The sequence below is a fragment of the Inquilinus sp. 2KB_23 genome (assembly GCF_052115705.1).
GTDB classification, from domain to species: Bacteria; Pseudomonadota; Alphaproteobacteria; order DSM-16000; family Inquilinaceae; genus Inquilinus; species Inquilinus ginsengisoli_A.
The window spans coordinates 1-23,968 of record NZ_JBFRHF010000042.1 but is presented as its reverse complement, the minus strand read 5'-3'; the positions used below and the strand labels follow the sequence as shown (position 1 = coordinate 23,968).

The window sequence follows — 23,968 nt, the reverse complement described above, 5'->3', positions numbered from 1 at the left end:
GGTCAAGCCGTGGCATGACAATAAGGGAAAGCTCGACCGGACATCCGCGGGTCAGGCCCGGGCATGACAGTCGGGGACGAGGCGAATGACGATCTCGATGTACCAGGCCTCGGTGCCGGTGTTCCGTCGCGGCCTGACTCAATGCGCCGTCATCCTCGCCAAGGCTGAGGCCCATGCCGCGGTCCGGGGATTCGATCCCAATATCCTACTGGCCAGCCGCCTGGCCCCGGACATGTTCCCGCTGGCCCGCCAGGTGCAGATCGCGGCCGATGGCGCCCGGGGCACGGCGGCGCGGCTGGCCGGTGCCGAATTGCCCGACCCGGAGGCGGAGGATTTCGCCGTGTTCAACCGCGGCGTCCGCCACGCCTTCCCCGCGGGCGAGGAGAGCTTTCCGCAGCTTGCCGCCCGCATCGCCGCCGCCCTCTCCTATCTCGACGGCCTGGCGCCGGACCGCATCGACGGTGCCGAGGACCGGCCGGTCGCGGTCACCATGGGCGGCCGGACGCGGTACTTCACCGGGCTGCCCTTCCTGCTGCACTACGCCCTGCCGAACTTCCATTTCCACATCGTCCTGGCCTACGCGATCCTGCGCCACAGCGGCGTCGACCTCGGCAAGCAGGACTATGAGGGGCCGGCGGTCTACACGGCCGGCTGAGGAGGAAAGACCCCATGGATCCCGTTCTGCCCGCCTACAAGACCGTCGGCGAACGCCGCTACCGCGAGACCTCGGGCCTGTACTGGGAGGATTTCGAGCCGGGCGACGTGTTCGAGCACCGGCCCGGCCGCACCGTGCTGGATGCCGACAATGTCTGGTTCACGCTGCTGACCATGAACACCCAGCAGGTCCATTTCGATGCCGCCTACGCCGCCAAGACCGAATGGAAGAGGATGCTGGTGGATTCGACTTTCACCCTGGCGCTGCTGACCGGCATGAGCGTGCGCACGGTCAGCGCCAAGGTCGTCGCCAATCTCGGCTGGGACAAGGTGAAGGCCAGCCACCCGGTCTTCGCCGGCGACACCCTCTATGCCGAGAGCACCGTGCTGCACAAGCGCGAGTCCAAGAGCCGCCCGACCCAGGGGATCGTCACCGTCGCCACCCGCGGCCTCAACCAGGACGGCGCCGAGGTGATGAGCTTCGAACGCACCATGCTGGTCCACCGCCGTGGCCATTCGCCGGAGGAGGCCGCGAACTACTGACCTGCAGCGGCCGTGGATTTTCCCCTGATCCGACCGCCGCCCGGTGCGACCATCCGGCACGCGGCCGGACCCGATACAGGCGATAAGGTCGCATGCGGGCCGCACCGCCGGTCCGTCACCGTTCCACGAATTGCCGTTCGAGGAGACCGCCATGGCCAGAACCGTCGCAGACCAGATGGTCGACACCCTCGCCGCCGCCGGCGTGCAGCGGATCTACGGGATCGTCGGCGACAGCCTGAACGGCTTCACCGACTCGCTGCGCCGCCATGGCGGCATCAAATGGCTGCACCTGCGGCATGAGGAGGTCGCGGCCTTCGCCGCCGGGGCCGACGCGCATGTCACCGGCCAACTGGCGGTCTGCGCCGGCAGCTGCGGCCCGGGCAACCTGCACCTGATCAACGGCCTGTTCGACTGCCACCGCTCGCGCGTGCCGGTGGTCGCCATCGCCGCCCACATCCCCTCGGCCGAGATCGGCTCCGGCTACTTCCAGGAGACCCATCCCGAGCAGCTGTTCCGCGAGTGCAGCAGCTATTGCGAGCTGGTCTCCAGCCCCGAGCAGATGCCCCGCGCGCTGGAGATCGCCATCCGCCGCGCCACGGCCGAACGCTGCGTCTGCGTGCTGGTGATCCCGGGCGACGTCGCCCTGAAGCCGGCCGGCGACGCGCCGGCGCCGAAGCCGCTGGGCCTGGCCCCGGCGCGGCCCACCATCACCCCGCCGGACCACGCGCTGGACCAGCTGGCCGAGCTGCTGAACGGCGCGTCCCGCGTCACCCTGCTGTGCGGCGGCGGCTGCGAGGGCGCCCATGCCGAGCTGCTGCAGCTGGCCGAGGCGCTGAAGGCCCCCGTGGTCCATGCCATGCGCGGCAAGGAGCATGTCGAGTGGGAGAACCCCTACGACGTCGGCATGACCGGGCTGATCGGCTTCTCCTCCGGCTATTACGCCATGGAATCCTGCGACGCCCTGGTGATGCTGGGCACCGACTTCCCCTACCGCCAGTTCTATCCAAAGGCCGCGCGCATCGCCCAAATCGACATCCGGCCGGAGGCGATCGGCCGGCGGGCGCCGGTCGATCTCGGCCTGATCGGCGACGTGGTCTCGACCATCCGGGGGCTGCTGCCGCGCCTGAAGCCCAAGACCGACCGGGCCCATCTCGACGCCGCGGTGCTGCGCTACCAGGAGGCGCGCAAGGATTTGGACGAGCTGGCCACCGGGCGCCCCGGCGGCCCGCTGCACCCGCAGCACATCGCCCGGGTGCTGAGCCAGCAGGCCGCAGACGACGCCATCTTCACCTGCGATGTCGGCCTGCCCACGGTGTGGGCGGCGCGTTACCTCGCCATGAACGGCCGGCGCCGGCTGCTGGGGTCGTTCTGGCACGGGTCGATGGCCAATGCGATGGCCCAGTCGATCGGCGCCCAGGCCGCCTTCCCCAAGCGCCAGGTGATCTCGCTGTCCGGCGACGGCGGCTTCACCATGCTGATGGGCGACCTGCTGAGCCTGGTGCAGCTGAAGCTGCCGGTGAAGGTGGTGGTGTTCAACAACGGCTCGCTCGGCTTCATCGAGCTGGAGCAGAAGTCGTCCGGCTTCCTCGACACCGGCACGGAGCTGGTCAACCCCAACTTCGCCGCCATGGCCGAGGCGATCGGCATCAAGGGCGTGCGCATCGAGGACCCGGCGGAGGTCGAGACCAAGCTGGCCGAGGCGCTGGCCCATCCCGGCCCGGTGCTGATCGACGCCGTGGTCAACCGCATGGAGCTGGCGATGCCGCCCAAGGTCACCGGCGAGATGGCCAAGGGCTTCACCCTGTACATGCTGAAGGCGGTGCTGAACGGCCGGGTCGACGCGATCGTCGAGCTGGCCCGGACCAACCTGCGCCGCTGACCGCGCGGCGGGGCCGGCGCCTTGAAACCGCATCCGGCGCATGGCTAAATGATGTGAAGGCCCGCCATCCCGGCGGGCCTTTGAGCGCACAGGAGGTTGCCTATGTCCCCGCGGGACGCCTGACCCACCGGTTCCAGCTTTTCTGCGAGGAAAAGGGGATCGGTTTCACCACCAACCCATCGGTTCGGCCCTTCGACAGCACCACGCTGTTCTGCACGGCCGGGATGCAGCAGTTCAAGCCGCTGTTCGCCGACCCGGCCTTCACCGGCACCTTCGCCAACCTCCAGCCCTGCCTGCGGCTGGGCGATCTCGACGAGATCGGCGACGGCACCCACCGGCTCCGCTTCGACATGATCGGCCTGTTCTCGTTCCGCCGCATGACGGTCGGGCAGGCGATCGACTTCTGGCTCGCCTTCCTCGACGGGATCGGCGCATGGCCGGACCATGTCACCATCCACCCCGACCGGATGGACGCGTGGTCGCCGCTGTATCGCGGCCGCGTGCCGATCCGGCCCGACCCGGACTGCACCTGGAGCGACGGCGCCATCTCCGGCTATTGCACCGAGTTCTATCGGGACGGGGTCGAGATCGGCAACATCGTCAACCCGCTGGGCAACGGCATCGATTGCGGCTTCGGCCTCGACCGGCTGGACATGCTGGTCAACGGCACCCCGCCGCCAACGCCGGAGCAGGTCCTGGTCGACGCGATCGAGAGCATCATCGCCAGCGGCTACCGGCCCGGCGGCAAGGCGCAGGGCTATGTGCTGCGCAAGCTGCTGCGCCGGCTGTGGGCGCTCGGCGGCACGCTCGACCACCCGGAGTTCCGGGCGGAGGTGGCGCGCCAGCAGCGGCTGCGCGACCGCTATCTCAGGCTCAAGACCCGCCACCCGGACCAACCGCCGGAATGGTGGTTCGACACCCATGGCATCGATCTGGCGGAGCTGGAGGACGCGCCATGACTCCGCCCGCATTCCATCCCCCCGAACACAGGACCGAGACGATGTTCGAAGACGACCTGGCCCGCTGGAGCCTGGTGCCGGACGGCGACCCGATCGTCACCCATGGCAGCCGGCTGCTGCCGGTGCGCAGCGGCGACCTTGCCGCCATGATCAAGCAGCCGGTCAACGCGGATGAGCGGCTGGGCTGCCTGCTGATGCAATACTGGACCGGCGAGGGCGCCGCCATGGTGCTGGCCCAGCACGACGACACGCTGCTGCTGGAGCGCGCCACCGGCCCCGGCTCGCTGACCACCATGGCGCGGCAGGGGCAGGACGACGACGCCTGCCGCATCCTGTGCGCCGCCGCGGCCGGGCTGCACGCCCCGCGCGGCCGGCCGCTGCCGGACGGGCTGCTGCCGCTGGCGGCGTGGTTCGAGCCGCTGACCCTCGGCGGCGACCGCCATGGCGGGGTGGTGGCGCGCGCCGCCGCCGTGGCCCGCGACCTGCTGGCGGCGCCGCGCGAGATCGTCACCCTGCATGGCGACCTCCACCACGACAACGTGCTGGATTTCGGCCCGCGCGGCTGGCTGGCGATCGACCCGCGCCACCTGGTCGGCGACCGCGGCTATGATTTCGGCAGCATCTTCACCAACCCCGACATGGGCCTGCCCGGCGCGCCCGCCCTCGCCGCCCCTGAGGAGGCGGTGGCCACCGTGCCCGGCCGCTTGGCCCGGCGAGCGGCGGTGGTGGCCGAGGCGGCGGGGATCGAGCGCGGCCGTCTGCTGCGCTGGGTGCTGGCCGCCGCCGGCCTGTCCGCGGTCTGGAGCCTCGATGACGGCGACCATCCCGCCATCGACCTGGCAGTGGCGGAGATGGCCCTGGCGGAGCTGGACGGCGACTGAACCTGATCAATCTGAGTCCCCCCTCCCCTCGCGGGWGGGGGTAGGGGGAGGGGGTTTTCTCCACCCGAGCCAGCTATCCTTGGCGACCGACCAGCCTGTGCGGGACCGGGTTCCCAGGCCATTCGTGCGCGGACGCGCGCAGACCCCTCCCCCTAGCCCCCTCCCGCAAGGGGAGGGGGGACTAGAAAGGAATCGCCGGCATTCCCCGTCGTCCCGGGCGTGGCCGGCGGCATTTTTTGCCGGCGGTGTCGGCGGCGGGCATACTCGTTCGTCCTCGGGATGAAAAGGAAACGACCGGATGCTGTACGCCGTCCTCTGCTACCACAACGAAGCCGTGACCGAGGGCTGGAGCAAGGCCGAAGACGATGCCGTCATAGCCCGGCTGGTCGCGGTGCAGGAGCCGCTGGCCCGGCAGGGCAAGATCGGGCCCGTCGCCCGGCTGCTGCCGACCACCGCCGCCACCACCCTGCGCAGCGGCGCGGGCGAGCCGCTGGTGATCGACGGCCCCTTCGCCGAGACCAAGGAGCAGCTTCTGGGCTTCTACACCTTCGACTGCGCCTCGCTGGACGAGGTGCTGGACATCGTGCGCGACCTCGCGCGCGCCAATCCCGGGGGGGCCTATGAGGTCCGCCCGATCCGCAGCTTCAAGCCGGGAACCGCTGGATCATGACCGACATCGCCTGGATCGACGCGGCCATCACCTCTGCCCGCCCCCAGGCGATCGGCGCCCTGCTGCGCTATTTCCGCGATCTCGACACCGCCGAGGAGGCGTTCCAGGACGCCTGCCTGCGGGCCTTGAAGACCTGGCCGCAGAAGGGGCCGCCGCGCGACCCCGCGGCCTGGCTGATCTTCGTCGGCCGCAACGCGGCGCTCGACACCGTGCGGCGCGGCAAGCGGCAGGTGCCGTTGCCCGAGGACGAGCTGCTGTCCGACCTGGATGACGCCGAGGCCGACATGGCCGACCGGCTGGACGGCAACCAGTACCGCGACGACATCCTGCGGCTGCTGTTTATCTGCTGCCATCCCGACCTGCCGGCGACCCAGCAGATCGCCCTGGCGCTGCGCGTCGTCTCCGGCATCCCGGTCAGGCAGATCGCCCGCGCCTTCCTGGTGGGCGAGGCGGCGATGGAGCAGCGCATCACCCGGGCCAAGGCCCGCGTCTCCGCCGCCGACGTGCCGTTCGAGACGCCGGGTGCGCCGGAGCGGGCGGGGCGGCTGGCCGCCGTCGCCGCCATGATCTACCTGGTGTTCAACGAGGGCTACACCGTCAGCAGCGAGGAGGCGCCGCTGCGCGCGCCGCTGTGCGACGAGGCGATCCGCCTGGCCCGGCTGCTGCTGCGCCTGTTCCCGGCCGAACCCGAGGTGATGGGCCTGGCCGCCCTGCTGCTGCTGCAGCATTCCCGCGCCCCGGCCCGCTTCGACGAGAACGGCAGCATCGTGCTGCTGGAGGACCAGGACCGCGGCTTGTGGAACCGCGCCATGATCGCCGAGGGGCTGGCCCTGATCGACAAGGCGATCCGCCACCGCCGCCCCGGCCCCTACCAGCTGCAGGCGGCGATCGCGGCGCTGCACGCCCGCGCCGCGCGGCCCGAGGACACCGACTGGGCCGAGATCGACCTGCTGTACCAGGCGCTGGAGCGGCTGCAGCCCTCGCCGGTGGTCACGCTCAACCGGGCGGTCGCGGTGTCCAAGCTGCACGGCGCGCAGGTGGCGCTGGAGATGATCGAGCCGCTGGCGCCGCGCCTGTCCGGCTATTTCTACTTCTTCGGGCTGAAGGGGGCGCTGCTGCAGCAGCTCGGCCGCTTCGGCGAGGCGCGCGCCGCCTACGACCAGGCCATCGCGCTGGCCGGCACGGCGGCGGAGGCGGCCCATATCCGGCTGCATCTCGACCGGCTGCAGCAGGACGGGGCCGAGGCCGACGCCAAGGCGTCCAGCTGACCCCGAGATTTTTTTTGGCGGCCGTGTCGGCACGGCGCCCGCCCGGTCGTCCTTGGGCCAGGTCCGCAGCAACCGCCGCGGCCGGACCACGGACAACCGCAAGCAGGAGGAAGACATGACAGAACCCGGACAGGCGACGGCGCAGGTGCGGCCGAAGGTGCTCGGCGTGGCCGCCTATCTCAACGTCGGCGGGGCGGTGAAGGCCTCGGAGTTCTACCAGCGGGCCTTCGGCGCCGAGGAGGTCAACCGCATCCCGGTCGACGAGCAGGGGCGGACGATGCACATCCACCTCTACATCAACAACGGCTCGGTGATGCTGGGCGACGCGTATCCGGAGCACGGCTATCCGCTGCAGCCGCCGCAGGCTTTCACCCTGCATCTCGATGTCGAGGACCCCGACGCCTGGTGGAACCGCGCGGTCGCGGCCGGGGCGGAGATCGTGCTGCCGCTGCAGGTGATGTTCTGGGGCGACCGCTACGGCCAGCTGCGCGACCCGTTCGGCGTGATGTGGTCGATCGGCGCGCCCGCCGCTTAAGAAGGCCTGGACGCCCGGATCCCCGGGCGTCCCTCCCCTCTCAGGCGCGGATGGCGACCTCGGCCTCGATCTCGACCGCCAGGTCGAAGGGCAGGCCGGCCATGCCGACGGCGGAGCGGGAATGCTTGCCCCGCTCCTCGCCGTACAGGCTGACGATCAGGTCGGTGAAGCCGTTGATCACCAGCGGGAACCGGTTGAAGCCGGGCCCGGCATTGACCATGCCGAAGGCGCGCAGCCAGGCGGTGATGCGGTCGAGATCGCCGAGCTCGGCCTTCAGGCTGGCCAGGATCGCCAGGCCGGTCAGCTTGGCGGCGTGGTAGCCCTGCTCCAGCGTCAGCTCCTGGCCGACCTTGCCCAGCGGCTGGGCGATCGACCCGTCGGGCGCCAGCGCGCCATGGCCGGAGACATAGGCCCGGTCGCCATGCACGCGGACCCAGGGGAAGCCCAGCACCACGCCCGGCGGCAGCTTGATGGGGGCCGGCAGCTGCAGCCCCAGGGCCGCCAGCTTCGCTTCGATCTCGGCCATGTCAGGTGCTCCCCTCGTCCCTGCCCCGATGCAGTGATCGCAGCGTACCGGCACGCCCCGCCGGCACAAGCGCCCGATTGTCGCGAGCCGATGGGAGAGGTCGCCTCGATGCATTGACCGAACGACCGTTCAATTCTGGGCGAGGCAAGTGTCGCTCGCTCCGGCCGTCCCCAAAAAAAATCCCCGGTCCCGCTGTCGGATCGACGACCCATCCTTCGTCCTCAGGGGGAGCCATCGACACCCACGACAGGAGAGAGCGATGACGACGACCCCCGATGCCGCCACCGACGAGGCCCGGATCCGGGCGCTGATCGACCAGCGGTCGCAGGCCCTGCGCCGCAAGGACGCCCGGGGAGTCATCGCCGGCCAGGCCGAGGATTTCGTGCTGTACTCCCTGGCGCCGCCGCTGCGCGACCAGGGCGAAGGCACGGCCGGGCTGGAGGGTTGGTTCGCGACCTGGCGGGGCCCGATCGGCTACGAGCTCCGCGACCTCGCGGTGACGGTCGGCGGCGATGTCGCCTTCTGCCATGGCCTGGCCCGGCTCACCGGCACCAAGCTCGATGGCGAGACGGCCGATGTCTGGTTCCGCATCACCTTCGGCCTGCGCCGCGCCGCGGAAGGCTGGACCATCACCCATGAGCACGAATCCGTGCCCTTCTACATGGATGGCAGCCTGCGCGCGGCGGTCGACCTGAAGCCCTAGGGTCAAAACCCGATTGGGCGCGGCTGAGATCGTCGCCTTTGGGCGGAAAGCGGAAGTTGAGACCGGGAGGGAGGGGCTGCCGGATCAAGAGCCGAAGTGGCCATAGAGTGGATGGCCCAAAGGCAACATACGGCGCACCGGACAACGCGGTCCTTTTGGGGCCCCGTTGACACGAGGGCCACCCTCACGGCTTCAGGCAGGCCGACACGCGGCGCTACATATAGCTGATCGCGCCATAATCTCGAAGTATGGTCCAAACCTCAATGTGATCAGCCAGATCACCAGAGGGGCTATGACAAATCATTGCAATGTCATACCCTCCGGTTAATCTATCTAGAAGTTTCACGGTCACAGTTTTAGCGCCATCCTTGGCAATGTACGACCCTCCTCGCAACGGGGAAGCGCCTTCTGGGACCACTACGCTTCCTTGAAGTTCATCCACACACTCCCAAAAAATCTTTTCATCCACCAACGGGACATCGACTATTGTATTAAGAAGAGATCGATTCCCGGCAACAATCGCCTGAACAACGTCGGTTATACGAGCCTGCTCGGTCTGAGTTAGGTCAAGATCTTCGTCCCCGGCGGTCATAAAGTACCTCCACCTCGAGGCTGCAAGTAGAGCCGATAGCTCACCATACCCTCCAAAAAACACGGTGGGCTAGATCGGTCCTGCCATCTGCTGAGCGTTGGTGAAGTACCTTCCTCCCCTGCGAACACATTCCGCTGAAGGATATCAGAAGCGGTCGCCCGAACGCGTGAGCTCCAAGGACCGCTTCGGGTCGAAAGGCGACCCAGGTTTGGCCACGTCTCGACCCTGGGGCCATCGACGGCGCGGGAACCGGCGGCGCGGCCGCCCCGCGCCGTGGGTTCGCGTCAGCCCACCCTGGCCATGGCGGCGGACAGCAGCTTGAAGCCGACCCAGCCCCAATAGACCCGGTGATGGGCGATCAGCCCGTGCTCGATGTCCATCACCTCGACCAGGTCGACCTGGTCGCCCTCCGGCGTCTCGCGCGGATACTCCCAGACCAGCTGCCGGCCGTTGGCGTAGAAGGTGCCGGTGCGGTACCAGCGGCCGAGATCGGTCTGCAGCGTGCGCAGCCCGGCCTGGAAGAACGACCGGATCGCGGCATTGCCCTGCAGCCGGCCGTCGGCCCGGTCGCGCAGGGTGGCGATGATCAGCGGCGTCTCCAACACCGCATCCTCGGCGTAGAGCGCCATCAGGCCGTCGAGGTCGCGGCCGCGCACGGTCTCGTGCCAGCGCTCGTAGATGTGGCGGATCTCGGCATCGGTGTTCATCGCATGCTCCATCGGGTGTCCAGGAACCGTAGCCCGATGGTGAACCGGCGTGCGGACGGATGCTTCGGTCCCGGTCGAAGCGTGTGGCCGGCGAGCCAGCTCAGCCGGCGGCACGCTCCGGCGCCGGGCCCGCGGGGTCGGCCGCGGCGGCGCCGAGCAGGGCGTCGAGCAGCCCCGGAAACCGGGCGTCGAGATCCTCGCGGCGCAGCGACAGCAGGTTCTCGCGGCCATGGGGGCGCTGCCAGATCACGCCGCTGTCGCGCAGCACCCGCCAATGGTGGGTGAGGGTGGATTTCGACACGCCCTTCAGCAGGGTGCCGCAGGCCCGCTCGCCATCCGCAGCCAGGGCGCGGAGCACGGCCAGCCGCATCGGGTGGCCCAGGGCGGCTAGGACGTTCTCCAGCCGGATCTGGTGCCGGTCGGGATGCTGGGGGGTGATCATCCCTCCTAGATAGGCAACGGTACGTGGACAGTCAAACCTTCGCCGCCGGCGCCTGGCCGCAGCGGCCGCCTCGGGTCCGATAGTACGCGTATTCTAGTACTGTTCAACAGTACGATAAAACGCGTACAGTCGGACGAATCGCATCCGCAGGGAGACCCCATGTCCGCGTCCCTCTCCGCCGGCGGGCACCGCTCGCTGGGCTGGAGCCTGGCCTTGCTGGCCTTCGCCCAGCTGATCGTCTCGCTGGACCTCAACATCGTGTTCGTCGCCCTGCCCGAGATCGGCGCGGGGCTCGGCTTCTCCGAACAGTCGCTGCAATGGGTGGTCAGCGCCTACACCGTGTTCTGCGGCGGCTTCCTGCTGCTGGGCGGGCGCGCCGCCGACCTCTTGGGCCAGCGCCGGATGTTCGTGTTCGCCCTGGCCCTCTACGCCCTGTCCTCGCTGGTCGGCGGGCTGGCCTGGAGCCCCGGCGTGATCATCGTCGCCCGGGCGGTCCAGGGCATCGGCGGCGCCTTCCTGTTCCCGGCCACGCTGTCGCTGGTCAACCGGCTGTTCGAGGAGGGGCCGCGGCGCAACCGGGCCCTGGCGGTGTGGGGCGGCGCCGGCGCCAGCGGGCTGACCCTGGGGTCGCTGCTGGGCGGCGTGCTGACCGATGCTTTCGGCTGGTCCGCCGTGTTCTTCGTCAACGTGCCGCTGGCCGGGATCGTGGCCCTGGCGGCGCTGGCGGTGATCCCGCGCGACCCGCCGCGGCACGGAGGTCGCAGCTTCGACCTGCCCGGGGCGCTGACCGTCACCGCCGGCGCCACCCTGCTGGTCACGGTGCTGGTGCAGGGGCCGGAGGCAGGCTGGGGCTCCACCGGCATCGTGGCCTGCGCCGTGCTGTCCGCCCTGGCCCTGGCCGCCTTCGCGCTGATCGAGACCCGCAGCGCCGACCCGCTGATGCCGCTGCGCCTGTTCCGCAACCGCAGCCTGGCCGCAGCCATCGCCACCACCTTCCTCTACATGGGCAGCTTCGGCGCCCTGCCCTATTTCCTGACCGTGCTGTTCCAGACCGTGAACGGCTATTCCGCGCTGGAGACCGGACTGGCCTTCCTGGTGCCGTCGCTGGCGATCGCCGCCGGCACCCAGCTGGGCGAGCGCCTGGCCACCCGGCTGGGGACCCGCCGCACCCTGCTGCTGGGCTGGGGCCTCGGCATCGCCGGCACGGTCGCGATCGGCCTCGCCGCCTCGCCCGGCGCCGGGTACCTGGCGCTGGTGCCCGGCCTGGTGGTCTCCGGCATCGGCCAGGGCATCACCTGGACCGGGATGTGGATCGCCGCCGCCTCCGGCGTCGCGCCGGAGGAGCAGGGCGTGGCCTCCGGCATGGCCTCGACCGCGCTGAACATCGGCAATGCCATCGGCCTGGCCGTGCTGATCGCCATCGCCAATGCCGGAACCGGAGGACAGGAGGGTGAGCTGCTGCGCGCCGCCATGGCCGATGGCGCCCGCACCGCCTTCCTGCTCGCGGCGGCCGGCATCGGGTTGGGCGGGGTGGTGGCGCTGGCCCTGCCGCGCCGGGCCCGCAGGCCGGCCGCCTGCGCCGCGGCGTGACCGCCGCCGGCGGGGGACGCTAGGGCGCGCCGCCCGCCGCCTCGAGATAGGCGATGACGTCGCGCCGGTCCTGCCGCTGCGGCAGACCGGGGAAGTCCATGCGGGTGCCGGGCACCAGCGCGCGGGGGTTGGCCAGCCAGCGGTCCAGCGTCGCCTCGGTCCACACCAGGCGGCTGGCCCGCATCGCGTCGGAATAGTCGAAATCGCCGATCGCGCCGGAGCGGCGCCCGACCACCGCATGCAGCGACGGGCCGTATCGGTTCGTCCCGGCCTCGATCGAATGGCAGCCGCTGCATTCGTCGAAGATCTCCTCGCCCCGCGCCGGGTCCGCCACCTGGGCCCGGGCCGCGGCTGGCAGGGCCAGGCCCGCGATCGCGAGAGCCACCACAACCTTCATCGCATCCGTCCTTCCGCTGATCCGATCAAAAATATGAGCAATCATCACATTCTACAACGTGATAGATCCTCATATTCGGAAGATCAAGCGGAATCCGGCCGACTTGACAGGCCGGGGCCCGGAAGGCGGGATTCGAGAGCTGGCGGGCGCTGAAGGAGGGAGGGACGACCATGACCGACCCGACGCAGCCGGGCTCTGCCCGGCCGGTTCTCATCGCGGCCGAACCGCAGCTGTTCGTCTCCGACATCGCCGCGGCCTGCGACTTCTACAGCCGCAGGCTCGGCTTCGCGGTGGCTTTCGCCTACGGGGATCCGCCCTTCTACGCCCAGGTGGTGCGCGACGGGGCGCGGCTGAACCTGCGCCATGTCGACGGCCCGGTCTTCGATGCCGGGTTCCGGGCGCGGGAGGCCGACGCGCTGGCCGCGACCATCACGCTCGCCGACGCCAGGCCGCTGTTCCTGGAATTCCAGGCGGCCGGCGCGCCGTTCCACCAGACGCTGCGGGCGGAGCCCTGGGGTGCCCGCACCTTCATCGTGCGCGACCCCGACGGCAACCTGCTGGCCTTCTCGAGCTGACCGAGCCGGGCGCTATCGCATCGACCAGATCGAGCCGCCGGCGACCAGCCAGCGCGTGCCCTCCGGCGGGGTCATCACGATCAGCGGCAGCTGGTGCAGCAGGCTGAGGAACACCTGGGTCTCGGTCGGGGTCGGCTGCGCCTCCGTCACCGCGAAGCCGACGGCGCGCTGCCCGTCGGCCGTGGCCTGCCCGGCGAGGCAGGAGGGCGGGGACAGCCGGCCGCCGGACAGGATCCGGCCGCCGTCGGGGCTGACCAGGAAGCGGTAGTGGCCGCCGATCAGGAACACGCCCGGGCCGGTCGGCGCCGCCAGGGCATAAACCCGCCAGTTGCGGGTGCCGGGGTCGCGGAAGGCGATCGGGTTGTAGGTTTTCGAACAGGGCTGGTCGATCTTGCCCAGCGCCAGCTGCTCGGCGGCGAGCTGGGCGGTCTGGTCCGGGGTCAGCGGCGCGCCGTCGCGCCTGGCCAGGGTCGGCGGTGCGCCGGTGGCGGCGACGGTGACGTCGTACAGCGCCTCCGGCCCGGCGCTGCCGCGCCTGACGAAGCGGACCAGGATGCCGTCCGCCACCGGCTCGGTCACCCAGCCGCCGACGCCGCTGGCGCGCAGGTCGACGCCCTGGCGGCGCAGCTGGTCGCTGGCCAGCGCCACCGCGCCGTCGAGCACGTAGATCTGACGCCCCAGCGTCTCGGCCTGGCGGAAGGCCGGCCCGGTCTGCGGCACCAGCCGGGACGGGTCGAAGGGCGGGGGAACGGCCGGAGTTCCGGGTGCGGCCGGGGTCGTCTGCGCCATGGCCGGGCCCGCGAGGCCTGCCAGGGCCGGCAGCGCCAGCGCCGCCAGCAGCAGCCAGGCCGGCGCGCGCGGCCGGCAGGACGGGATGGGTCGCAGGCTCATGATTCCCTCGCAATGCTCGGCGGCCACCATGCCGCGCCGGCCCGGTCCGGCCAAGCCCCCCGCCGCCGAACCGCCCCGACGCCAATACAGGGCGAGGACAGAATGGGTTCCCCCTTGGCCGCCATGACGGCGCCTGGCTGATCCGGCCGGCGAAGCGGACCGTAACGACTGTTAACATTTGACGTACCCGGTTTCGACCGCGCGGTTTAATTCGATGGCCGCCCGAACCGACTCGCCGGTTGATGAGGAGACGCCATCGATGGCCCCGACCAAATGCGCGACCTGCCCATTGCGCAGCCGGCCACTGTTCAAGTCGAACACCGATGAGGAGATCGCGTTCATCAACGAAATGCGCCGCGGCACCCTCAAGTTCTCGGCCGGGGCGCAGATCCTGTCGCAGGGCGATGACGACAGCGACCTCTACACCCTCTATTCCGGCTGGGCCTTCCGCTTCAAGGAGCTGGAGGATGCCCGGCGGCAGATCCTCAACATCCTGATGCCGGGCGACTTCATGGGGTTCCATGTCTCGCCCCACACCGGCGCGCCCTACGGCATCGAATGCCTGACTGAGGTCGAGGTCTGCGTCTTCCCCAAGCGCAAGCTATGGGACCTGTTCCGCAACCATCCCGGCCTGGCCTACGACGTGACCTGGCTGACCGCGCATGAGGAAGGCATCGTCGACGACAACCTGCTGTCGGTCGGCCAGCGCTCGGGCATGGAGCGGGTGGCGACCATCGTGCTCGCGGTCTACAAGCGGGCGCGGCAGCTCGACCTCGTCCAGGACAATGCACTGGACTTCCCGCTGACCCAGCAGCACATCGCCGACATGCTCGGCATGTCGCTGATCCACACCAACCGGGTGCTGCGGCGCCTGCACCGCGACGGCGTCTTCACCCTCGCCCGCAAGAAGCTGCGGGTCCACGACACCAGCGCCCTGCGGTCCCTTGCCGCATGGGCCGAGACGCCGGTGCCGAAACGGCCACTGATCTGAGTTTCCCCTGTTTCCAACGTATCGCCTCGTTTCGATGCCCCGGCCGCACGGCCGCGGCCCGGACGCGGCGCGACGGTCAATCGTAAGGAGAGCGCGACCATGGCGACCCGCAACCTCGAACAGGACATCGACACCCTCACCAGCACGCTGGCGGATCTGCGGGCCGAGATCGGCACCCTGGCCGGCCGCGCCGGCGGGGCGGCGCAGGACGCGGTCGATGCCGGCCGGCGCGGCGCCCGCCGCGTCGGCAGGGCGGCCAGCACCGTCGGCGACGAGATCCAGGGCCATGTCACCGAACGGCCGCTGACCAGCCTCGGCATCGCCTTCGCCGCCGGCCTGGCGATCGGCCGCTTCCTCTGCCGCTGACCCCGCGGAGCCACTCACCCGCGCGGGGCCGCGGAACCCTTTGGGTCGCGGTCCCGTTCCCTGACCGGTCCGTTCCGGATCGGTTGTCCGAAGCCTGAGGAGAACCCAGTGGACAAGGATCGCATCAAAGGCGCCGTCGACCAGGCGGTGGGCAAGGGCAAGGCGGTCGCCGGCAAGATCACCGGCAACCGCGGGCTCGAGGCCGAAGGCCGGGCGCAGCAGGCGACCGGCCGGGTCCAATCCGCGGCCGGCAAGGTCAAGGATGCCGTCCGCGACGTTCTCAAGAAGTGAGGAGCAGATCATGATCACTCGCATCGTACTCATCGTCGGCCTGATGGCCGCCGGCCTGGGCATGGCCGCCTGCGACAACACCGTCCGCGGCGTCGGCCAGGACACCCAGAAGGCCGGGCAGAACATCGAGCAGTCGACCAAGCCGAACCCGCCGTGATCGACCGCCCGGGCGGGCGAACCCCGTCCGCCCGGGCGTCGCGGCCGTTTGACTCTCTACCCTGAAGGACCTTGCCCGGAATGGATCTGATCCGGATCATCATCGCCATCCTGCTGCCGCCGCTGGGCGTGTTCCTGCAGGTCGGTTTCGGCGGGCAGTTCTGGCTCAACATCCTGCTGACGCTGCTGGGCTACTTCCCGGGCATCATCCACGCGGTCTGGGTGATCGCGAAGAAATAGCGGCTGGAAACCCGCCGCGTGATCGGACAGGCTGGCGACCCCATGACCGGGAGAAGCCAGCGATGTCCCCATCCCCCATCCGAACCGCGCCCTTCGGCTTCTGGAGGTCGCCCATCACCTCCGACCTGATCGTGGCGCAGTCGATCGGCCTGTCCGAGGTCCGATTGGACGGCGATTCCGTCTGGTGGCTGGAAGGCCGGCCGCAGGAAGGCGGGCGCAGCGTCCTGGTCCGCCAAGGCCCGGACGGCAACGCCGCCGACGCCACGCCGGCCGGCTTCAATGTCCGCACCCGGGTGCATGAGTATGGCGGCGGCGCCTGGACGGTCGCCGACGGCACCGTGTTCTTCTCCAACGACCGCCCCGGCCCGGCCGGCGGCCCGCCCGACCACCGGCTCTACCGCCAGGCCCCCGGCGCGGCCCCGGTCGCGATCACCCCGGCCACCGACCCGGCGGCGGGGGAATGGCGCTTCGCCGACGGCCAGATCGACGCGCGGCGCAAGCTGTGGATCGGCGTCGGCGAGCACCACACGCCCGGCCGCGCCCATCCCGACAACGCCATCATCGCAGTGTCGCTGGACGGCGCCGACGCCGGGACCGTCCGCATCCTGGCCGAGGGCCGCGACTTCTTCTCGACCCCCCGCCTCTCGCCCGATGGCAGCCGCCTGGTCTGGCTGGCCTGGGACCATCCGCACATGCCCTGGGTCGAGACCATTCTGCATGTCGCCGACCTCGCCGCCGACGGGTCGGTGTCCGGCGCGCGGGCGCTGGCCGGCGGGTCGGGCGAATCGATCTTCCAGCCGGAATGGTCGCCCGACGGGGCGCAGTTGGTGTTCGTCTCCGACCGCTCCGGCTGGTGGAACCTGCACCGCTGCGACGGGCGCGGCGGCCCGGTCGAGCCGATCCTGACCCTGGCCGCCGAATTCGGCCAGCCGCAATGGGTGTTCGGCCTGTCGACCTACGCCTACGCCGGGCCGGGGCGGCTGCTGTGCAGCTATGTCGAGAGCGGCCTCGGCAAGCTCGGCTTCGTCGAACTGGCGACCGGCGCGCTGACCCCGATCGCGCTGCCCTTCACCGACATCAGCTCGGTCCGCGCCACCGACCGCACCGCGGTGTTCCGCGGTGGGTCGCCGCGCGACGCCGCCGCGATCGTCCGGCTCGACCTCGCCACCCTGCGCTGGGAGGTGCTGAAGCGCGCGACCGAGATCGGCCAGGACCCGGCGCTGCGCGGCTACTTCTCCGAGGCCCAGCCCATCGAGTTCCCCACCGCCGGCGGCCGCACCGCCTTCGGCCTGTACTACCCGCCGGCCAGCGCCGACCATGCGGCGCCGGACGGCGACGTGCCGCCGCTGGTGGTCAAGATCCATGGCGGCCCGACCTCCGCCTCCTCCTCCACCCTCAGCCTCGGCATCCAGTACTGGACCAGCCGCGGCATCGCCGTGCTGGACGTCAACTACGGCGGCAGCACCGGCTATGGCCGCGCCTATCGCGACCGGCTGAACCTGAGCTGGGGCATCGTCGACGTGCAGGACGCGGTGGCCGGGGCGAAATACCTCGCCGCCCAGGGGCTGGCCGACCCGGCGCGGTCGGTGATCACCGGCGGCAGCGCCGGCGGCTACACCGCTTTGGCGGCGCTGGCCTTCGACTCGTACTTCGCCGGCGGCGCCAGCCATTTCGGGGTCAGCGACGCGGCGGCCCTGGCCCGCGACACCCACAAATTCGAGTCGCGCTACCTGGACTGGCTGATCGGCCCGTATCCGGCGGAGGCGGAGCGCTACCGCGAGCGGTCGCCGCTGTACCACGCCGACCGCGTGTCGAAGCCGGTGATCTTCTTCCAGGGCGACGAGGACGAGGTGGTGCCGCCGAACCAGACCGAGGCGATGGTCGACGCGCTGCGCGCCAAGGGCCAGCCGGTCGGCTATGTCCTGTTCGCCGGCGAGCAGCACGGCTTCCGCAAGGCCGCCAACATCCAGCGCGCTTTGGATGGCGAGCTGGCGTTCTACGCCGTGGAAATCTTCAAGACCGGCCTCGCGTTCTGAGAGACCGTTGGGAAATGCGCTGGTGTGTGTTCGCCGTCAGATGGCCACACCAGTCGCATTTCTAGACGGTCTCTGAGCCAGCGACACCAAGGGGAACCACCATGTTTCATCGCCGACGCGCCGCGGGGGTCCTCGCCGCCGCCCTGGCCGCAATCCTGCTGGCCGGCCCGTCCGGGGCGGCGGAGCCGTGGTCGTTCTACGCCAATCCGCGGTTCTGCTACGCCGTCGAGATCCCGCCGGGCTTCGCCGTCGCGACCGAGGCCGACAACGGCGACGGCGCCACCCTGGCCGATGCCGCAAGCGGGGCGCGGCTGGCGGTGTGGGGCGCCAACCTGGCCGAGGGCGACTTCAAGTCGGACGCCGCCGGCCGCGCCGACAGCTACGCCCAAGACGGCTGGCAGCTCTCGCTGCGGCGCATCGGCGAAGGCAGGGCCAGCCTGTCGGGCAGCCGCAAGGACCGGGTGCTCTATGTCAGGGGCATCGACCTGGGCGACGGCCAGGCCGCCTATTTCGAGCTCGACTACCCCCGCGCCGGCCTGAAGGCGTTCGACCCGGTGGTCGAGCGCCTGGTCCGCAGCCTGGCCAAGGCCCAGGAGTGCAGCGCGCGGTAGGCGCGGCGCTCGCCTCAGAAGTCCCCCTCCCCTTGCGGGAGGGGGTAGGGGGAGGGGTCTGCGCGCGTCCGCGCGCGACTGCGCAAAGGACAGGCTTCGCCATCGACGGCCGGATTGTCGGAATCGAGGCCGGCTCCGGCGGTGCGAACCCCCTCCCCCTACCCCCCTCCCGCAGGGGGAGGGGGGACCCGGTTTGTTTCGGCTTCGGTGACTCCACCCCATCCAGCCTATCACCCGGTATCCGCAACCTCCGGCTTGTCGCGCTTGAAGCCATAGATCATCGGGCTGAGCCCGAGCGACCGGCAGAGGCGTTGGGCCGCGGTGGCGATGGTCTCGGTGTCCAGCATCTCGATCCCATCGGGCTCCTGCAGCCGCACCGCCAGCCCGGCCCGGAGCGCCGGGATCCAGGCGGGATCGGCGCATTCCGCAAAGTCCCGCTCGACCGCGGCGGTCACCGCCCTCCGGCGCTTGGCCCGGATCGCCTGGATCTCCGCCGGGCTGCCCGCCGGCCGGGCCGGGCGCGGCGTGGCCGGCCATTCCTCGCCGCGCCAGCGCTGCCAGGTCTCGGACAGGCCGAGGCCGCAGGCCAGCCCCGCCATCACCGAACCCACCGGCCGGTCCTCGACCTGGACGTCCTGGTCCTCGTAGAGCCCGTCGACCCGCTCCTCGAGATCGTCCTTCAGGGCGTTGAAGCGGGCCTCATCCTCGATCTCCTCGCAGATCATGTCCTGCAGGGTGTCTTGAACCTCGTCGCGATGACGGTCGCGGCGGGCCTTGCGGGCGGCCAGTCGGTCGGGGGTCTCGGCCCGGTCCTGGGCGCACAGCTTGTCGGCGGCATGGGCACGCTGGGCCAGGGATTGCTGCACCGTGCGGGCGAAGCGGGCGAAGGCCAGCCCGGCCTCCCGCGCCTCGGCCCTGGCCGCCGCGGCCTCGTCGGATTTGGGCTCCGCGGCCCTCACCTGGGCCTGGGCGTCGAGGGCGCGGGCGCCCTCGCCTTCGACCATCTGCAGGCTGATCGCGACGATACGGGTGAGCGCCTCCATCTGCTGCAGCGCGAGGCTGCGGCAGTGGGCCTGGATGTCGAACCCTTCTGGTGGCGTTTTCATGGAACGTATCATGAACGAACGGCACCAGTTAACACAATGCACATTGTGTTAACGCCCAGTGAACGTCTTGTTCATCCCACGACGATGTGGCTGGGCGCGCGCTTTTGGATGACTGGGTGTCCGCTTTCAGACAGCCAGATCAGGGGCTCTCCGGTCCGCTCAGGGGAGCAAAGGCGACGATCGCATGAATCACGCCGACCTTCCGCAAAGGGCGGGAAACCGCCATTCGCCGAGGAAATCCAAGACGGGTCGCCTGCGCCATTTCCGGCCATAGCCGAGGCGCCCCATAGAGGACATCGCTCGAACCCACACAACCCGGCCCATCTCGATCAGCCCGGGTCTCAGATCGCGTCCGAACCAGTCGATACCGGCATCTGACGTCGGACCGGCCGCATACGCCGAAAGGCGTACTTGGGTAAACTGAATACTATGTTATTATTACTTCGCTTCGACCGAGGAAATGAATGTGTCGGGCCGTCACCTGGCACACGGTATTGCGGATAAAGTATTCTTGCCCGTATTGGCGGATCGGGAAGGAACGCTTGAAGCTGGAAAGGCCGTCAGACAATGGCGGCCTTTTCCATGTCAGGCGGCGCGGGCTTTCGCCGCGTGCAACTTGAAGGCAACCTCGGTCCGGTTCCGGGCGTGCAGCTTCTTCATGATGGTTCGGATGTGGACCTTCACGGTGCTCTCACACAGATCCAACTCATAGGCAATGATCTTGTTCGGCTTTCCCTGGGCGACGGCATCTGCGACTGCGGCCTGCCGTTCCGAGAGCCCGAGCAGGCTGTGAATGGTTTGCTTCCGCTCCGGCTGCTCATGGCCGGAGTTCCGCAGAGCGCCGGCAGGGACGAATATGCCTCCGGCCATTGCAAGGCAAAGCGCCCCGATCGCAACGCTCAGGCTGACGCTGGTCGGGATATAGCCGCGGCCCCCTTGCGCCAGGATCTCGGCGATGTGCCGGGAATCCTCCCTCTCGCCCATCATCACCACAGGGATGCCGGGATGGGCGTCGACGAGCGCCCGGAGTTGGCCCTCAGACAACGAGCCGTCATGGCTGACCACGCCACACTCCAGCAGGATCACCGAGGTGTCGTTTCGATCCGGGCTCTGCTCCCATTCACCTATGTCGGTGAATGCCCGGCTCTGAAACTGAGCATCGGCTCCCGCCAGGGCTTGCGTCAGGGTTTCCCGGCCCAAGGCACGTTTGTCGATGATTGCGACCGTTCTCAGGCAAGAACCGGAATGGCCCACCGTCCGGTCTCTGCCGAGATGAGCAATTTCGGATTCCGCCACCCCGATAGCGGCAATAGACATATCTATTTGGTTGCCAACAGTATGCATAATTGACCCTTATTGTAATTGGAGGCGATGTTCCCCCTTTCCGCTTCTTCCGATCAAAGGCTTTTTGCGCTTCTCATTCCCACTCGCACGGCAGTGACGCTGCACGGGGGAAGAACCAATTGGCTAACTTTAAAGATAATTGTATGACTTTTTATACAAAAGCAATAGAAGCTGCCCTACGCCTTTCGGGGGATATCCGCGGATTGGGAATCAACGCGCACGATCATCCCGGGCCGAGTGGGTTGAGCCTCTTCAGGCGGAAGGACGCACTAGAACGTCCGGTTCGAAAGGGCCCAGACGGCTCACAATCAGCGATGGGGTTCGGATCCTCGTCTCCAAGACGGATGGCAGAATCCTTGGGATCCATGCGTCGCAATAGGCCCCTTACCGCCTCGGCGTCATGCGCAGCAGGAGGCCGTCGCGCAGGACGTAATGGTGCAGCAGCGCCGCCGCGGCATGCCCGCCCGAGAGCACGATGATGACCCAGGCGTTCCATTCGTGCAGCAGGCCGATGACCACGCGGGCGTCGAGCGGCATCGAGAAGGGATCGGGAATGACGAACAGCCCGAAATAGGGCAGCGGCTGCTGCTGGGCCCAGCGCAGTAGGAAGCCCAGCGTCACCTGGGCCGGCAGCAGGATGTAGAAGGCCAGGTGCACGATGCGGGACGCCATCCGGGCGGGGCCCGGACCGGCCTGGGGCAGCCGGCCGCCCAGCGCCGCGCGCCACAGGATCCGGACCAGCAGGATACCCGCCAGGGTGATGCCCAGGGAGAAGTGGAGGTCGATCAGCCACAGCCGCGGTGGCGTGCGGCGCTCGAACTGCTGCCAGATCTGCGGCAGCGCGAACATCACCACCACCAGCAGCGCCGTCAGCCAGTGCAGGACGATGGTGGTGGTGTCGTAGCGGCCCTGGGGCCGGGCGGCGGCGGGTGGCGCGGTGTCTGCGGTCATGATCGGGCTCGCGGTGTCTTGGGGGAAGGACGGGCTAGAACAGGACCTGGATCCCGGTAAACAGGTCGGTGCTTTCCCAGGTGTCGCCGGAGTAGTAGTCCTGCTTCTGGTAGAACAGCTCGGCATAGCTGCCCAATCCCGGCGCCAGGCTGTACAGGAACGCCACCCCGGCGACGTCGTTCTGCTTGAGGTCGACGCCGTTGGTGGCGGGGGACTTAAGGCCGCTGCCGGGCGGAAGCCAAGTGTAGGAGTAGTAGGTGCTGATCGACGCGGCCTCGAACACGTAGGAGAGGTCGAAGGAGATCGTGTCCATCTCGGTGTTCGACAGGGCGATGCTGGCGTTGTGCACCCAGTTGACGCTGGCGCCGAAATGGTCGGTCAGGACCTGGCCGCCCAGGCTGACCACGGTCAGGTCGTTGCCCTTTTGATTGGCCTTGGAGGCGATGCCGTCGCCATAGCCGGCGGTGGCGCCGATCGCGAAGGAGCCATGGTCGAACTTGCCGCGGTACTGTACGCCGGCTGTCGTGACGTTCTGGTAGAGGGTGGCGTCGTCATTGGTCAGGTCGTCGACACCGCCGCTGCCGTCATGCGGGCGACTGGGCCCGACCTTCGCCCCGTCGACCGGCGTGAAGTCGACCGCGAACTGGAAGCCGCCGATCGACGGCGAGTTGTATTTGATCTTGGTCTGGCGCGAGACGCCGGACTGGCCGCTGGGGTCGAGCGAGAAATAGTCGCTGCCGCCGAACTGGAACACGCCGTCGAGGCCGTCGCCGAAGCCGCCGTTGAAGCCTAGCTTCGAATGCACGGCGTCATGGGCGTAGAAATAGCCGATCTCGCCCAGCACGGTCGGGGCGTCGCCGAAGGTGAAGGTGCCGAACGGCCCGCGGAGATAGACATAGGTCCGGTTGACTTGCACGCCGTTGCGACGATCGACACCGTCGAGACGGATCCGGGCGCCGTAGTCCAGCCCAGAATCGGTGGTGTTTGTCACGTCGAACTGGAGCCGTGACGCCGTCATGAAGTCGTAGTCGCGATCATGCTTGTCGGAACTCGAGTCGGACAGCACAATTCCAGCCTGGAATCCAACAAATCCGTTGATTTTGACTGTAATTTCTGCGGAAGCGGGGGCGGAGAGCACCGTCATGATGGCGATCGTCGCGCTTCCCGGCGCTATCCTCTTCATCAAGTCTGCTCCGAATGCAGCATGCCGGGTCCGGCGCCGGCGGAAGCCGGTCGCGACGCAATTGCACTTTGTTCTACAAAATGCAATTCATATCCTGCAAGCCGAATCTTTGCCGCGAGCGAGGAAAATCTTCGCCGGCGCACAGCCAGCGGCCATCGCCGCCCGCGAAGCCCGCGGCGGTGGGTCCCGGATCTTTACGAAGGCGCTTCCGGCCCCGCGGCCCGCTACGGGTGGCCGAGCACCCGCCGCACCACCGGCTCCAGCACCGCGTCGAGCGCGGCCGGGTCGTCCCAGGCCAGGTCGACGCGCAGCGCCTCGACCATCGGGCGCGCGGCCGGCGGCAGGCGCACCTGGTCCTTCTCGGTGGTCACCGCCACGGCGCCGCGCTCCTGCGCCGTCTCGACCAGCCGCATCATCTCGTCCGGGGTGTAGGCGTGGTGGTCGGGGAAGGCGATGCGGCCGACGATCTCGGCGCCCAGCTCGGCCAGGGTGACGAAGAACTTCTGCGGCCGGCCGATGCCGGCGAAGGCCAGGACGCGCCGGCCGCGCAGCCGGGCCGCATCCTCCGGCGCCGGTACCAGCCGAGCGCCCAGTGCGACCAGCCCGTGGCGCGCCGCCAGCGCTGCCATCCCGGTCTGGTCGCGCCCCATCACCACCAGCGCGTCGGCCCGCTTCAGCCCCGCCTGCGGCGTCTCGCGCAAGGGGCCGGCGGGCAGCACCAGGCCGTTGCCGAAGCCGACCGGGCCGTCGACCACCAGCAGCGACAGGTCCTTGGCCAGGCTGGGGTTCTGGAAGCCGTCATCCATCAGGATCAGGGCGGCGCCCGCCGCGGCGGCGGCACGGGCCCCCGCCGGCCGGTCGCGCGACACCCAGGCCGGCGC

At 69.5% G+C, this 23,968-nt stretch carries 29 protein-coding genes; 18 read left to right on the top strand and 11 right to left on the bottom strand.

The annotated features are described in order from the left end of the window. The first annotated feature begins 85 nt into the window (after positions 1-85). The 8 genes from AB4112_RS34195 (at position 86) to AB4112_RS34160 (ending at position 7,389) form a co-directional block, all read left to right on the top strand. The gene (locus AB4112_RS34195) at positions 86-655 is read left to right on the top strand and encodes a DUF1993 domain-containing protein (protein ID WP_441726700.1); all 570 of its coding nucleotides are present in this window, start codon (positions 86-88) and stop codon (positions 653-655) included. A gap of 14 nt (positions 656-669) precedes the next feature. After that, positions 670-1,197, top strand: a complete 528-nt coding sequence (ripB, locus tag AB4112_RS34190) for a (R)-specific enoyl-CoA hydratase RipB/Ich (RefSeq protein WP_441726697.1) — start codon at positions 670-672, stop codon at positions 1,195-1,197. A gap of 151 nt (positions 1,198-1,348) precedes the next feature. Further along, positions 1,349-3,076, top strand: a complete 1,728-nt coding sequence (gene poxB / locus AB4112_RS34185) for a ubiquinone-dependent pyruvate dehydrogenase (protein ID WP_441726694.1) — start codon at positions 1,349-1,351, stop codon at positions 3,074-3,076. A gap of 80 nt (positions 3,077-3,156) precedes the next feature. Further along, positions 3,157-4,035 carry an alanine--tRNA ligase-related protein gene (locus tag AB4112_RS34180; RefSeq protein ID WP_441726692.1) on the top strand — a complete coding sequence of 293 codons (879 nt, stop codon included), beginning with the start codon at positions 3,157-3,159 and terminating at the stop codon, positions 4,033-4,035. Between the two features lie 41 nt (positions 4,036-4,076). Next, on the top strand, positions 4,077-4,916 hold the full coding sequence (locus AB4112_RS34175; protein ID WP_441726689.1) for an aminoglycoside phosphotransferase family protein: 840 nt from the start codon (positions 4,077-4,079) through the stop codon (positions 4,914-4,916). A 298-nt stretch (positions 4,917-5,214) separates the two neighbouring features. Further along, positions 5,215-5,586: a YciI family protein gene (locus AB4112_RS34170; protein ID WP_441726686.1), complete on the top strand. Its 372-nt coding sequence runs from the start codon at positions 5,215-5,217 to the stop codon at positions 5,584-5,586. Continuing rightward, positions 5,583-6,854, top strand: a complete 1,272-nt coding sequence (locus tag AB4112_RS34165; protein ID WP_441726683.1) for an RNA polymerase sigma factor — start codon at positions 5,583-5,585, stop codon at positions 6,852-6,854. The genes AB4112_RS34170 and AB4112_RS34165 overlap by 4 nt, the downstream gene beginning before the upstream one ends. A gap of 115 nt (positions 6,855-6,969) precedes the next feature. Beyond that, complete coding sequence (locus AB4112_RS34160) at positions 6,970-7,389, top strand: VOC family protein (RefSeq protein WP_441726680.1); 420 nt, start codon at positions 6,970-6,972, stop codon at positions 7,387-7,389. Between the two features lie 40 nt (positions 7,390-7,429). Here the strand turns inward: AB4112_RS34160 and AB4112_RS34155 are convergent, their stop codons facing one another. Further along, entirely contained in the window at positions 7,430-7,915 is a 486-nt protein-coding gene (locus AB4112_RS34155; RefSeq protein ID WP_441726677.1) for a RidA family protein, read from the bottom strand. 259 nt (positions 7,916-8,174) lie between these two features. Here AB4112_RS34155 and AB4112_RS34150 point away from each other — a divergent pair, with 259 nt between their 5' ends. Continuing rightward, positions 8,175-8,618, top strand: coding sequence for a YybH family protein (locus tag AB4112_RS34150; protein WP_309794988.1), 444 nt, complete (start codon positions 8,175-8,177; stop codon positions 8,616-8,618). 214 nt (positions 8,619-8,832) lie between these two features. On the opposite strand, the gene AB4112_RS34145 is transcribed toward AB4112_RS34150, so the two are convergent. From AB4112_RS34145 to AB4112_RS34135, 3 genes are all read right to left on the bottom strand, one after another. Further along, positions 8,833-9,210, bottom strand: coding sequence for a hypothetical protein (locus AB4112_RS34145; RefSeq protein ID WP_309794987.1), 378 nt, complete (start codon positions 9,208-9,210; stop codon positions 8,833-8,835). 284 nt (positions 9,211-9,494) lie between these two features. Further along, positions 9,495-9,917, bottom strand: a complete 423-nt coding sequence (locus AB4112_RS34140; protein WP_309794986.1) for a nuclear transport factor 2 family protein — start codon at positions 9,915-9,917, stop codon at positions 9,495-9,497. Positions 9,918-10,017: 100 nt separating this feature from the next. Further along, a complete protein-coding gene (locus AB4112_RS34135; protein ID WP_309794985.1) occupies positions 10,018-10,359 on the bottom strand; it encodes an ArsR/SmtB family transcription factor in 342 nt (113 codons plus the stop codon). A 159-nt stretch (positions 10,360-10,518) separates the two neighbouring features. Between AB4112_RS34135 and AB4112_RS34130 the strand changes: the two genes are divergently transcribed. Then, the gene (locus tag AB4112_RS34130; RefSeq protein WP_441726671.1) at positions 10,519-11,949 is read left to right on the top strand and encodes an MFS transporter; all 1,431 of its coding nucleotides are present in this window, start codon (positions 10,519-10,521) and stop codon (positions 11,947-11,949) included. 19 nt (positions 11,950-11,968) lie between these two features. Here AB4112_RS34130 and AB4112_RS34125 read toward each other — a convergent pair whose 3' ends face one another. Then, the gene (locus tag AB4112_RS34125; protein ID WP_441726668.1) at positions 11,969-12,346 is read right to left on the bottom strand and encodes a c-type cytochrome; all 378 of its coding nucleotides are present in this window, start codon (positions 12,344-12,346) and stop codon (positions 11,969-11,971) included. A 170-nt stretch (positions 12,347-12,516) separates the two neighbouring features. Here AB4112_RS34125 and AB4112_RS34120 point away from each other — a divergent pair, with 170 nt between their 5' ends. Further along, positions 12,517-12,921: a bleomycin resistance protein gene (locus tag AB4112_RS34120; RefSeq protein ID WP_441726666.1), complete on the top strand. Its 405-nt coding sequence runs from the start codon at positions 12,517-12,519 to the stop codon at positions 12,919-12,921. Between the two features lie 12 nt (positions 12,922-12,933). Here the strand turns inward: AB4112_RS34120 and AB4112_RS34115 are convergent, their stop codons facing one another. After that, positions 12,934-13,812, bottom strand: coding sequence for a hypothetical protein (locus AB4112_RS34115; protein ID WP_441726663.1), 879 nt, complete (start codon positions 13,810-13,812; stop codon positions 12,934-12,936). Positions 13,813-14,071: 259 nt separating this feature from the next. Between AB4112_RS34115 and AB4112_RS34110 the strand changes: the two genes are divergently transcribed. From AB4112_RS34110 to AB4112_RS34080, 7 genes are all read left to right on the top strand, one after another. Continuing rightward, positions 14,072-14,803: a Crp/Fnr family transcriptional regulator gene (locus tag AB4112_RS34110; RefSeq protein WP_441726660.1), complete on the top strand. Its 732-nt coding sequence runs from the start codon at positions 14,072-14,074 to the stop codon at positions 14,801-14,803. A gap of 99 nt (positions 14,804-14,902) precedes the next feature. Beyond that, positions 14,903-15,169 carry a hypothetical protein gene (locus AB4112_RS34105; protein WP_441726657.1) on the top strand — a complete coding sequence of 89 codons (267 nt, stop codon included), beginning with the start codon at positions 14,903-14,905 and terminating at the stop codon, positions 15,167-15,169. A gap of 108 nt (positions 15,170-15,277) precedes the next feature. Further along, complete coding sequence (locus tag AB4112_RS34100; protein ID WP_309794978.1) at positions 15,278-15,460, top strand: CsbD family protein; 183 nt, start codon at positions 15,278-15,280, stop codon at positions 15,458-15,460. A gap of 10 nt (positions 15,461-15,470) precedes the next feature. Beyond that, positions 15,471-15,617, top strand: coding sequence for an entericidin A/B family lipoprotein (locus AB4112_RS34095; protein ID WP_441726654.1), 147 nt, complete (start codon positions 15,471-15,473; stop codon positions 15,615-15,617). A gap of 80 nt (positions 15,618-15,697) precedes the next feature. Next, the gene (locus AB4112_RS34090) at positions 15,698-15,856 is read left to right on the top strand and encodes a YqaE/Pmp3 family membrane protein (RefSeq protein WP_395675055.1); all 159 of its coding nucleotides are present in this window, start codon (positions 15,698-15,700) and stop codon (positions 15,854-15,856) included. Between the two features lie 62 nt (positions 15,857-15,918). After that, positions 15,919-17,892 carry a S9 family peptidase gene (locus AB4112_RS34085; RefSeq protein ID WP_441726650.1) on the top strand — a complete coding sequence of 658 codons (1,974 nt, stop codon included), beginning with the start codon at positions 15,919-15,921 and terminating at the stop codon, positions 17,890-17,892. A gap of 101 nt (positions 17,893-17,993) precedes the next feature. Further along, complete coding sequence (locus AB4112_RS34080; RefSeq protein ID WP_441726647.1) at positions 17,994-18,503, top strand: hypothetical protein; 510 nt, start codon at positions 17,994-17,996, stop codon at positions 18,501-18,503. A gap of 230 nt (positions 18,504-18,733) precedes the next feature. Here the strand turns inward: AB4112_RS34080 and AB4112_RS34075 are convergent, their stop codons facing one another. The 5 genes from AB4112_RS34075 to lpxK all read right to left on the bottom strand — a co-directional run. After that, entirely contained in the window at positions 18,734-19,609 is an 876-nt protein-coding gene (locus AB4112_RS34075; protein WP_441726644.1) for a hypothetical protein, read from the bottom strand. A 585-nt stretch (positions 19,610-20,194) separates the two neighbouring features. After that, positions 20,195-20,953 (bottom strand): LuxR C-terminal-related transcriptional regulator, encoded by a 759-nt coding sequence (locus AB4112_RS34070; protein WP_441726641.1) that lies wholly within the window; start codon positions 20,951-20,953, stop codon positions 20,195-20,197. 384 nt (positions 20,954-21,337) lie between these two features. Then, positions 21,338-21,904, bottom strand: coding sequence for a cytochrome b (locus AB4112_RS34065; protein ID WP_441726638.1), 567 nt, complete (start codon positions 21,902-21,904; stop codon positions 21,338-21,340). A 34-nt stretch (positions 21,905-21,938) separates the two neighbouring features. Beyond that, on the bottom strand, positions 21,939-23,087 hold the full coding sequence (locus AB4112_RS34060; protein WP_441726635.1) for a porin: 1,149 nt from the start codon (positions 23,085-23,087) through the stop codon (positions 21,939-21,941). A gap of 224 nt (positions 23,088-23,311) precedes the next feature. Then, positions 23,312-23,968, bottom strand: a 657-nt coding sequence (gene lpxK / locus AB4112_RS34055; RefSeq protein WP_441726633.1) for a tetraacyldisaccharide 4'-kinase, incomplete at its 5' end; no start/stop codon positions are given.

Coding starts and splice junctions, on each gene's coding strand:
- AB4112_RS34195 (WP_441726700.1), top strand. CDS start 86: ATGACGATCTCGATGTACCAGGCCTCGGTGCCGGTGTTCCGTCGCGGC.
- ripB (WP_441726697.1), top strand. CDS start 670: ATGGATCCCGTTCTGCCCGCCTACAAGACCGTCGGCGAACGCCGCTAC.
- poxB (WP_441726694.1), top strand. CDS start 1,349: ATGGCCAGAACCGTCGCAGACCAGATGGTCGACACCCTCGCCGCCGCC.
- AB4112_RS34175 (WP_441726689.1), top strand. CDS start 4,077: ATGTTCGAAGACGACCTGGCCCGCTGGAGCCTGGTGCCGGACGGCGAC.
- AB4112_RS34170 (WP_441726686.1), top strand. CDS start 5,215: ATGCTGTACGCCGTCCTCTGCTACCACAACGAAGCCGTGACCGAGGGC.
- AB4112_RS34165 (WP_441726683.1), top strand. CDS start 5,583: ATGACCGACATCGCCTGGATCGACGCGGCCATCACCTCTGCCCGCCCC.
- AB4112_RS34160 (WP_441726680.1), top strand. CDS start 6,970: ATGACAGAACCCGGACAGGCGACGGCGCAGGTGCGGCCGAAGGTGCTC.
- AB4112_RS34155 (WP_441726677.1), bottom strand. CDS start 7,915: ATGGCCGAGATCGAAGCGAAGCTGGCGGCCCTGGGGCTGCAGCTGCCG.
- AB4112_RS34150 (WP_309794988.1), top strand. CDS start 8,175: ATGACGACGACCCCCGATGCCGCCACCGACGAGGCCCGGATCCGGGCG.
- AB4112_RS34145 (WP_309794987.1), bottom strand. CDS start 9,210: ATGACCGCCGGGGACGAAGATCTTGACCTAACTCAGACCGAGCAGGCT.
- AB4112_RS34140 (WP_309794986.1), bottom strand. CDS start 9,917: ATGAACACCGATGCCGAGATCCGCCACATCTACGAGCGCTGGCACGAG.
- AB4112_RS34135 (WP_309794985.1), bottom strand. CDS start 10,359: ATGATCACCCCCCAGCATCCCGACCGGCACCAGATCCGGCTGGAGAAC.
- AB4112_RS34130 (WP_441726671.1), top strand. CDS start 10,519: ATGTCCGCGTCCCTCTCCGCCGGCGGGCACCGCTCGCTGGGCTGGAGC.
- AB4112_RS34125 (WP_441726668.1), bottom strand. CDS start 12,346: ATGAAGGTTGTGGTGGCTCTCGCGATCGCGGGCCTGGCCCTGCCAGCC.
- AB4112_RS34120 (WP_441726666.1), top strand. CDS start 12,517: ATGACCGACCCGACGCAGCCGGGCTCTGCCCGGCCGGTTCTCATCGCG.
- AB4112_RS34115 (WP_441726663.1), bottom strand. CDS start 13,812: ATGAGCCTGCGACCCATCCCGTCCTGCCGGCCGCGCGCGCCGGCCTGG.
- AB4112_RS34110 (WP_441726660.1), top strand. CDS start 14,072: ATGGCCCCGACCAAATGCGCGACCTGCCCATTGCGCAGCCGGCCACTG.
- AB4112_RS34105 (WP_441726657.1), top strand. CDS start 14,903: ATGGCGACCCGCAACCTCGAACAGGACATCGACACCCTCACCAGCACG.
- AB4112_RS34095 (WP_441726654.1), top strand. CDS start 15,471: ATGATCACTCGCATCGTACTCATCGTCGGCCTGATGGCCGCCGGCCTG.
- AB4112_RS34090 (WP_395675055.1), top strand. CDS start 15,698: ATGGATCTGATCCGGATCATCATCGCCATCCTGCTGCCGCCGCTGGGC.
- AB4112_RS34085 (WP_441726650.1), top strand. CDS start 15,919: ATGTCCCCATCCCCCATCCGAACCGCGCCCTTCGGCTTCTGGAGGTCG.
- AB4112_RS34080 (WP_441726647.1), top strand. CDS start 17,994: ATGTTTCATCGCCGACGCGCCGCGGGGGTCCTCGCCGCCGCCCTGGCC.
- AB4112_RS34075 (WP_441726644.1), bottom strand. CDS start 19,609: ATGAAAACGCCACCAGAAGGGTTCGACATCCAGGCCCACTGCCGCAGC.
- AB4112_RS34070 (WP_441726641.1), bottom strand. CDS start 20,953: ATGCATACTGTTGGCAACCAAATAGATATGTCTATTGCCGCTATCGGG.
- AB4112_RS34065 (WP_441726638.1), bottom strand. CDS start 21,904: ATGACCGCAGACACCGCGCCACCCGCCGCCGCCCGGCCCCAGGGCCGC.
- AB4112_RS34060 (WP_441726635.1), bottom strand. CDS start 23,087: ATGAAGAGGATAGCGCCGGGAAGCGCGACGATCGCCATCATGACGGTG.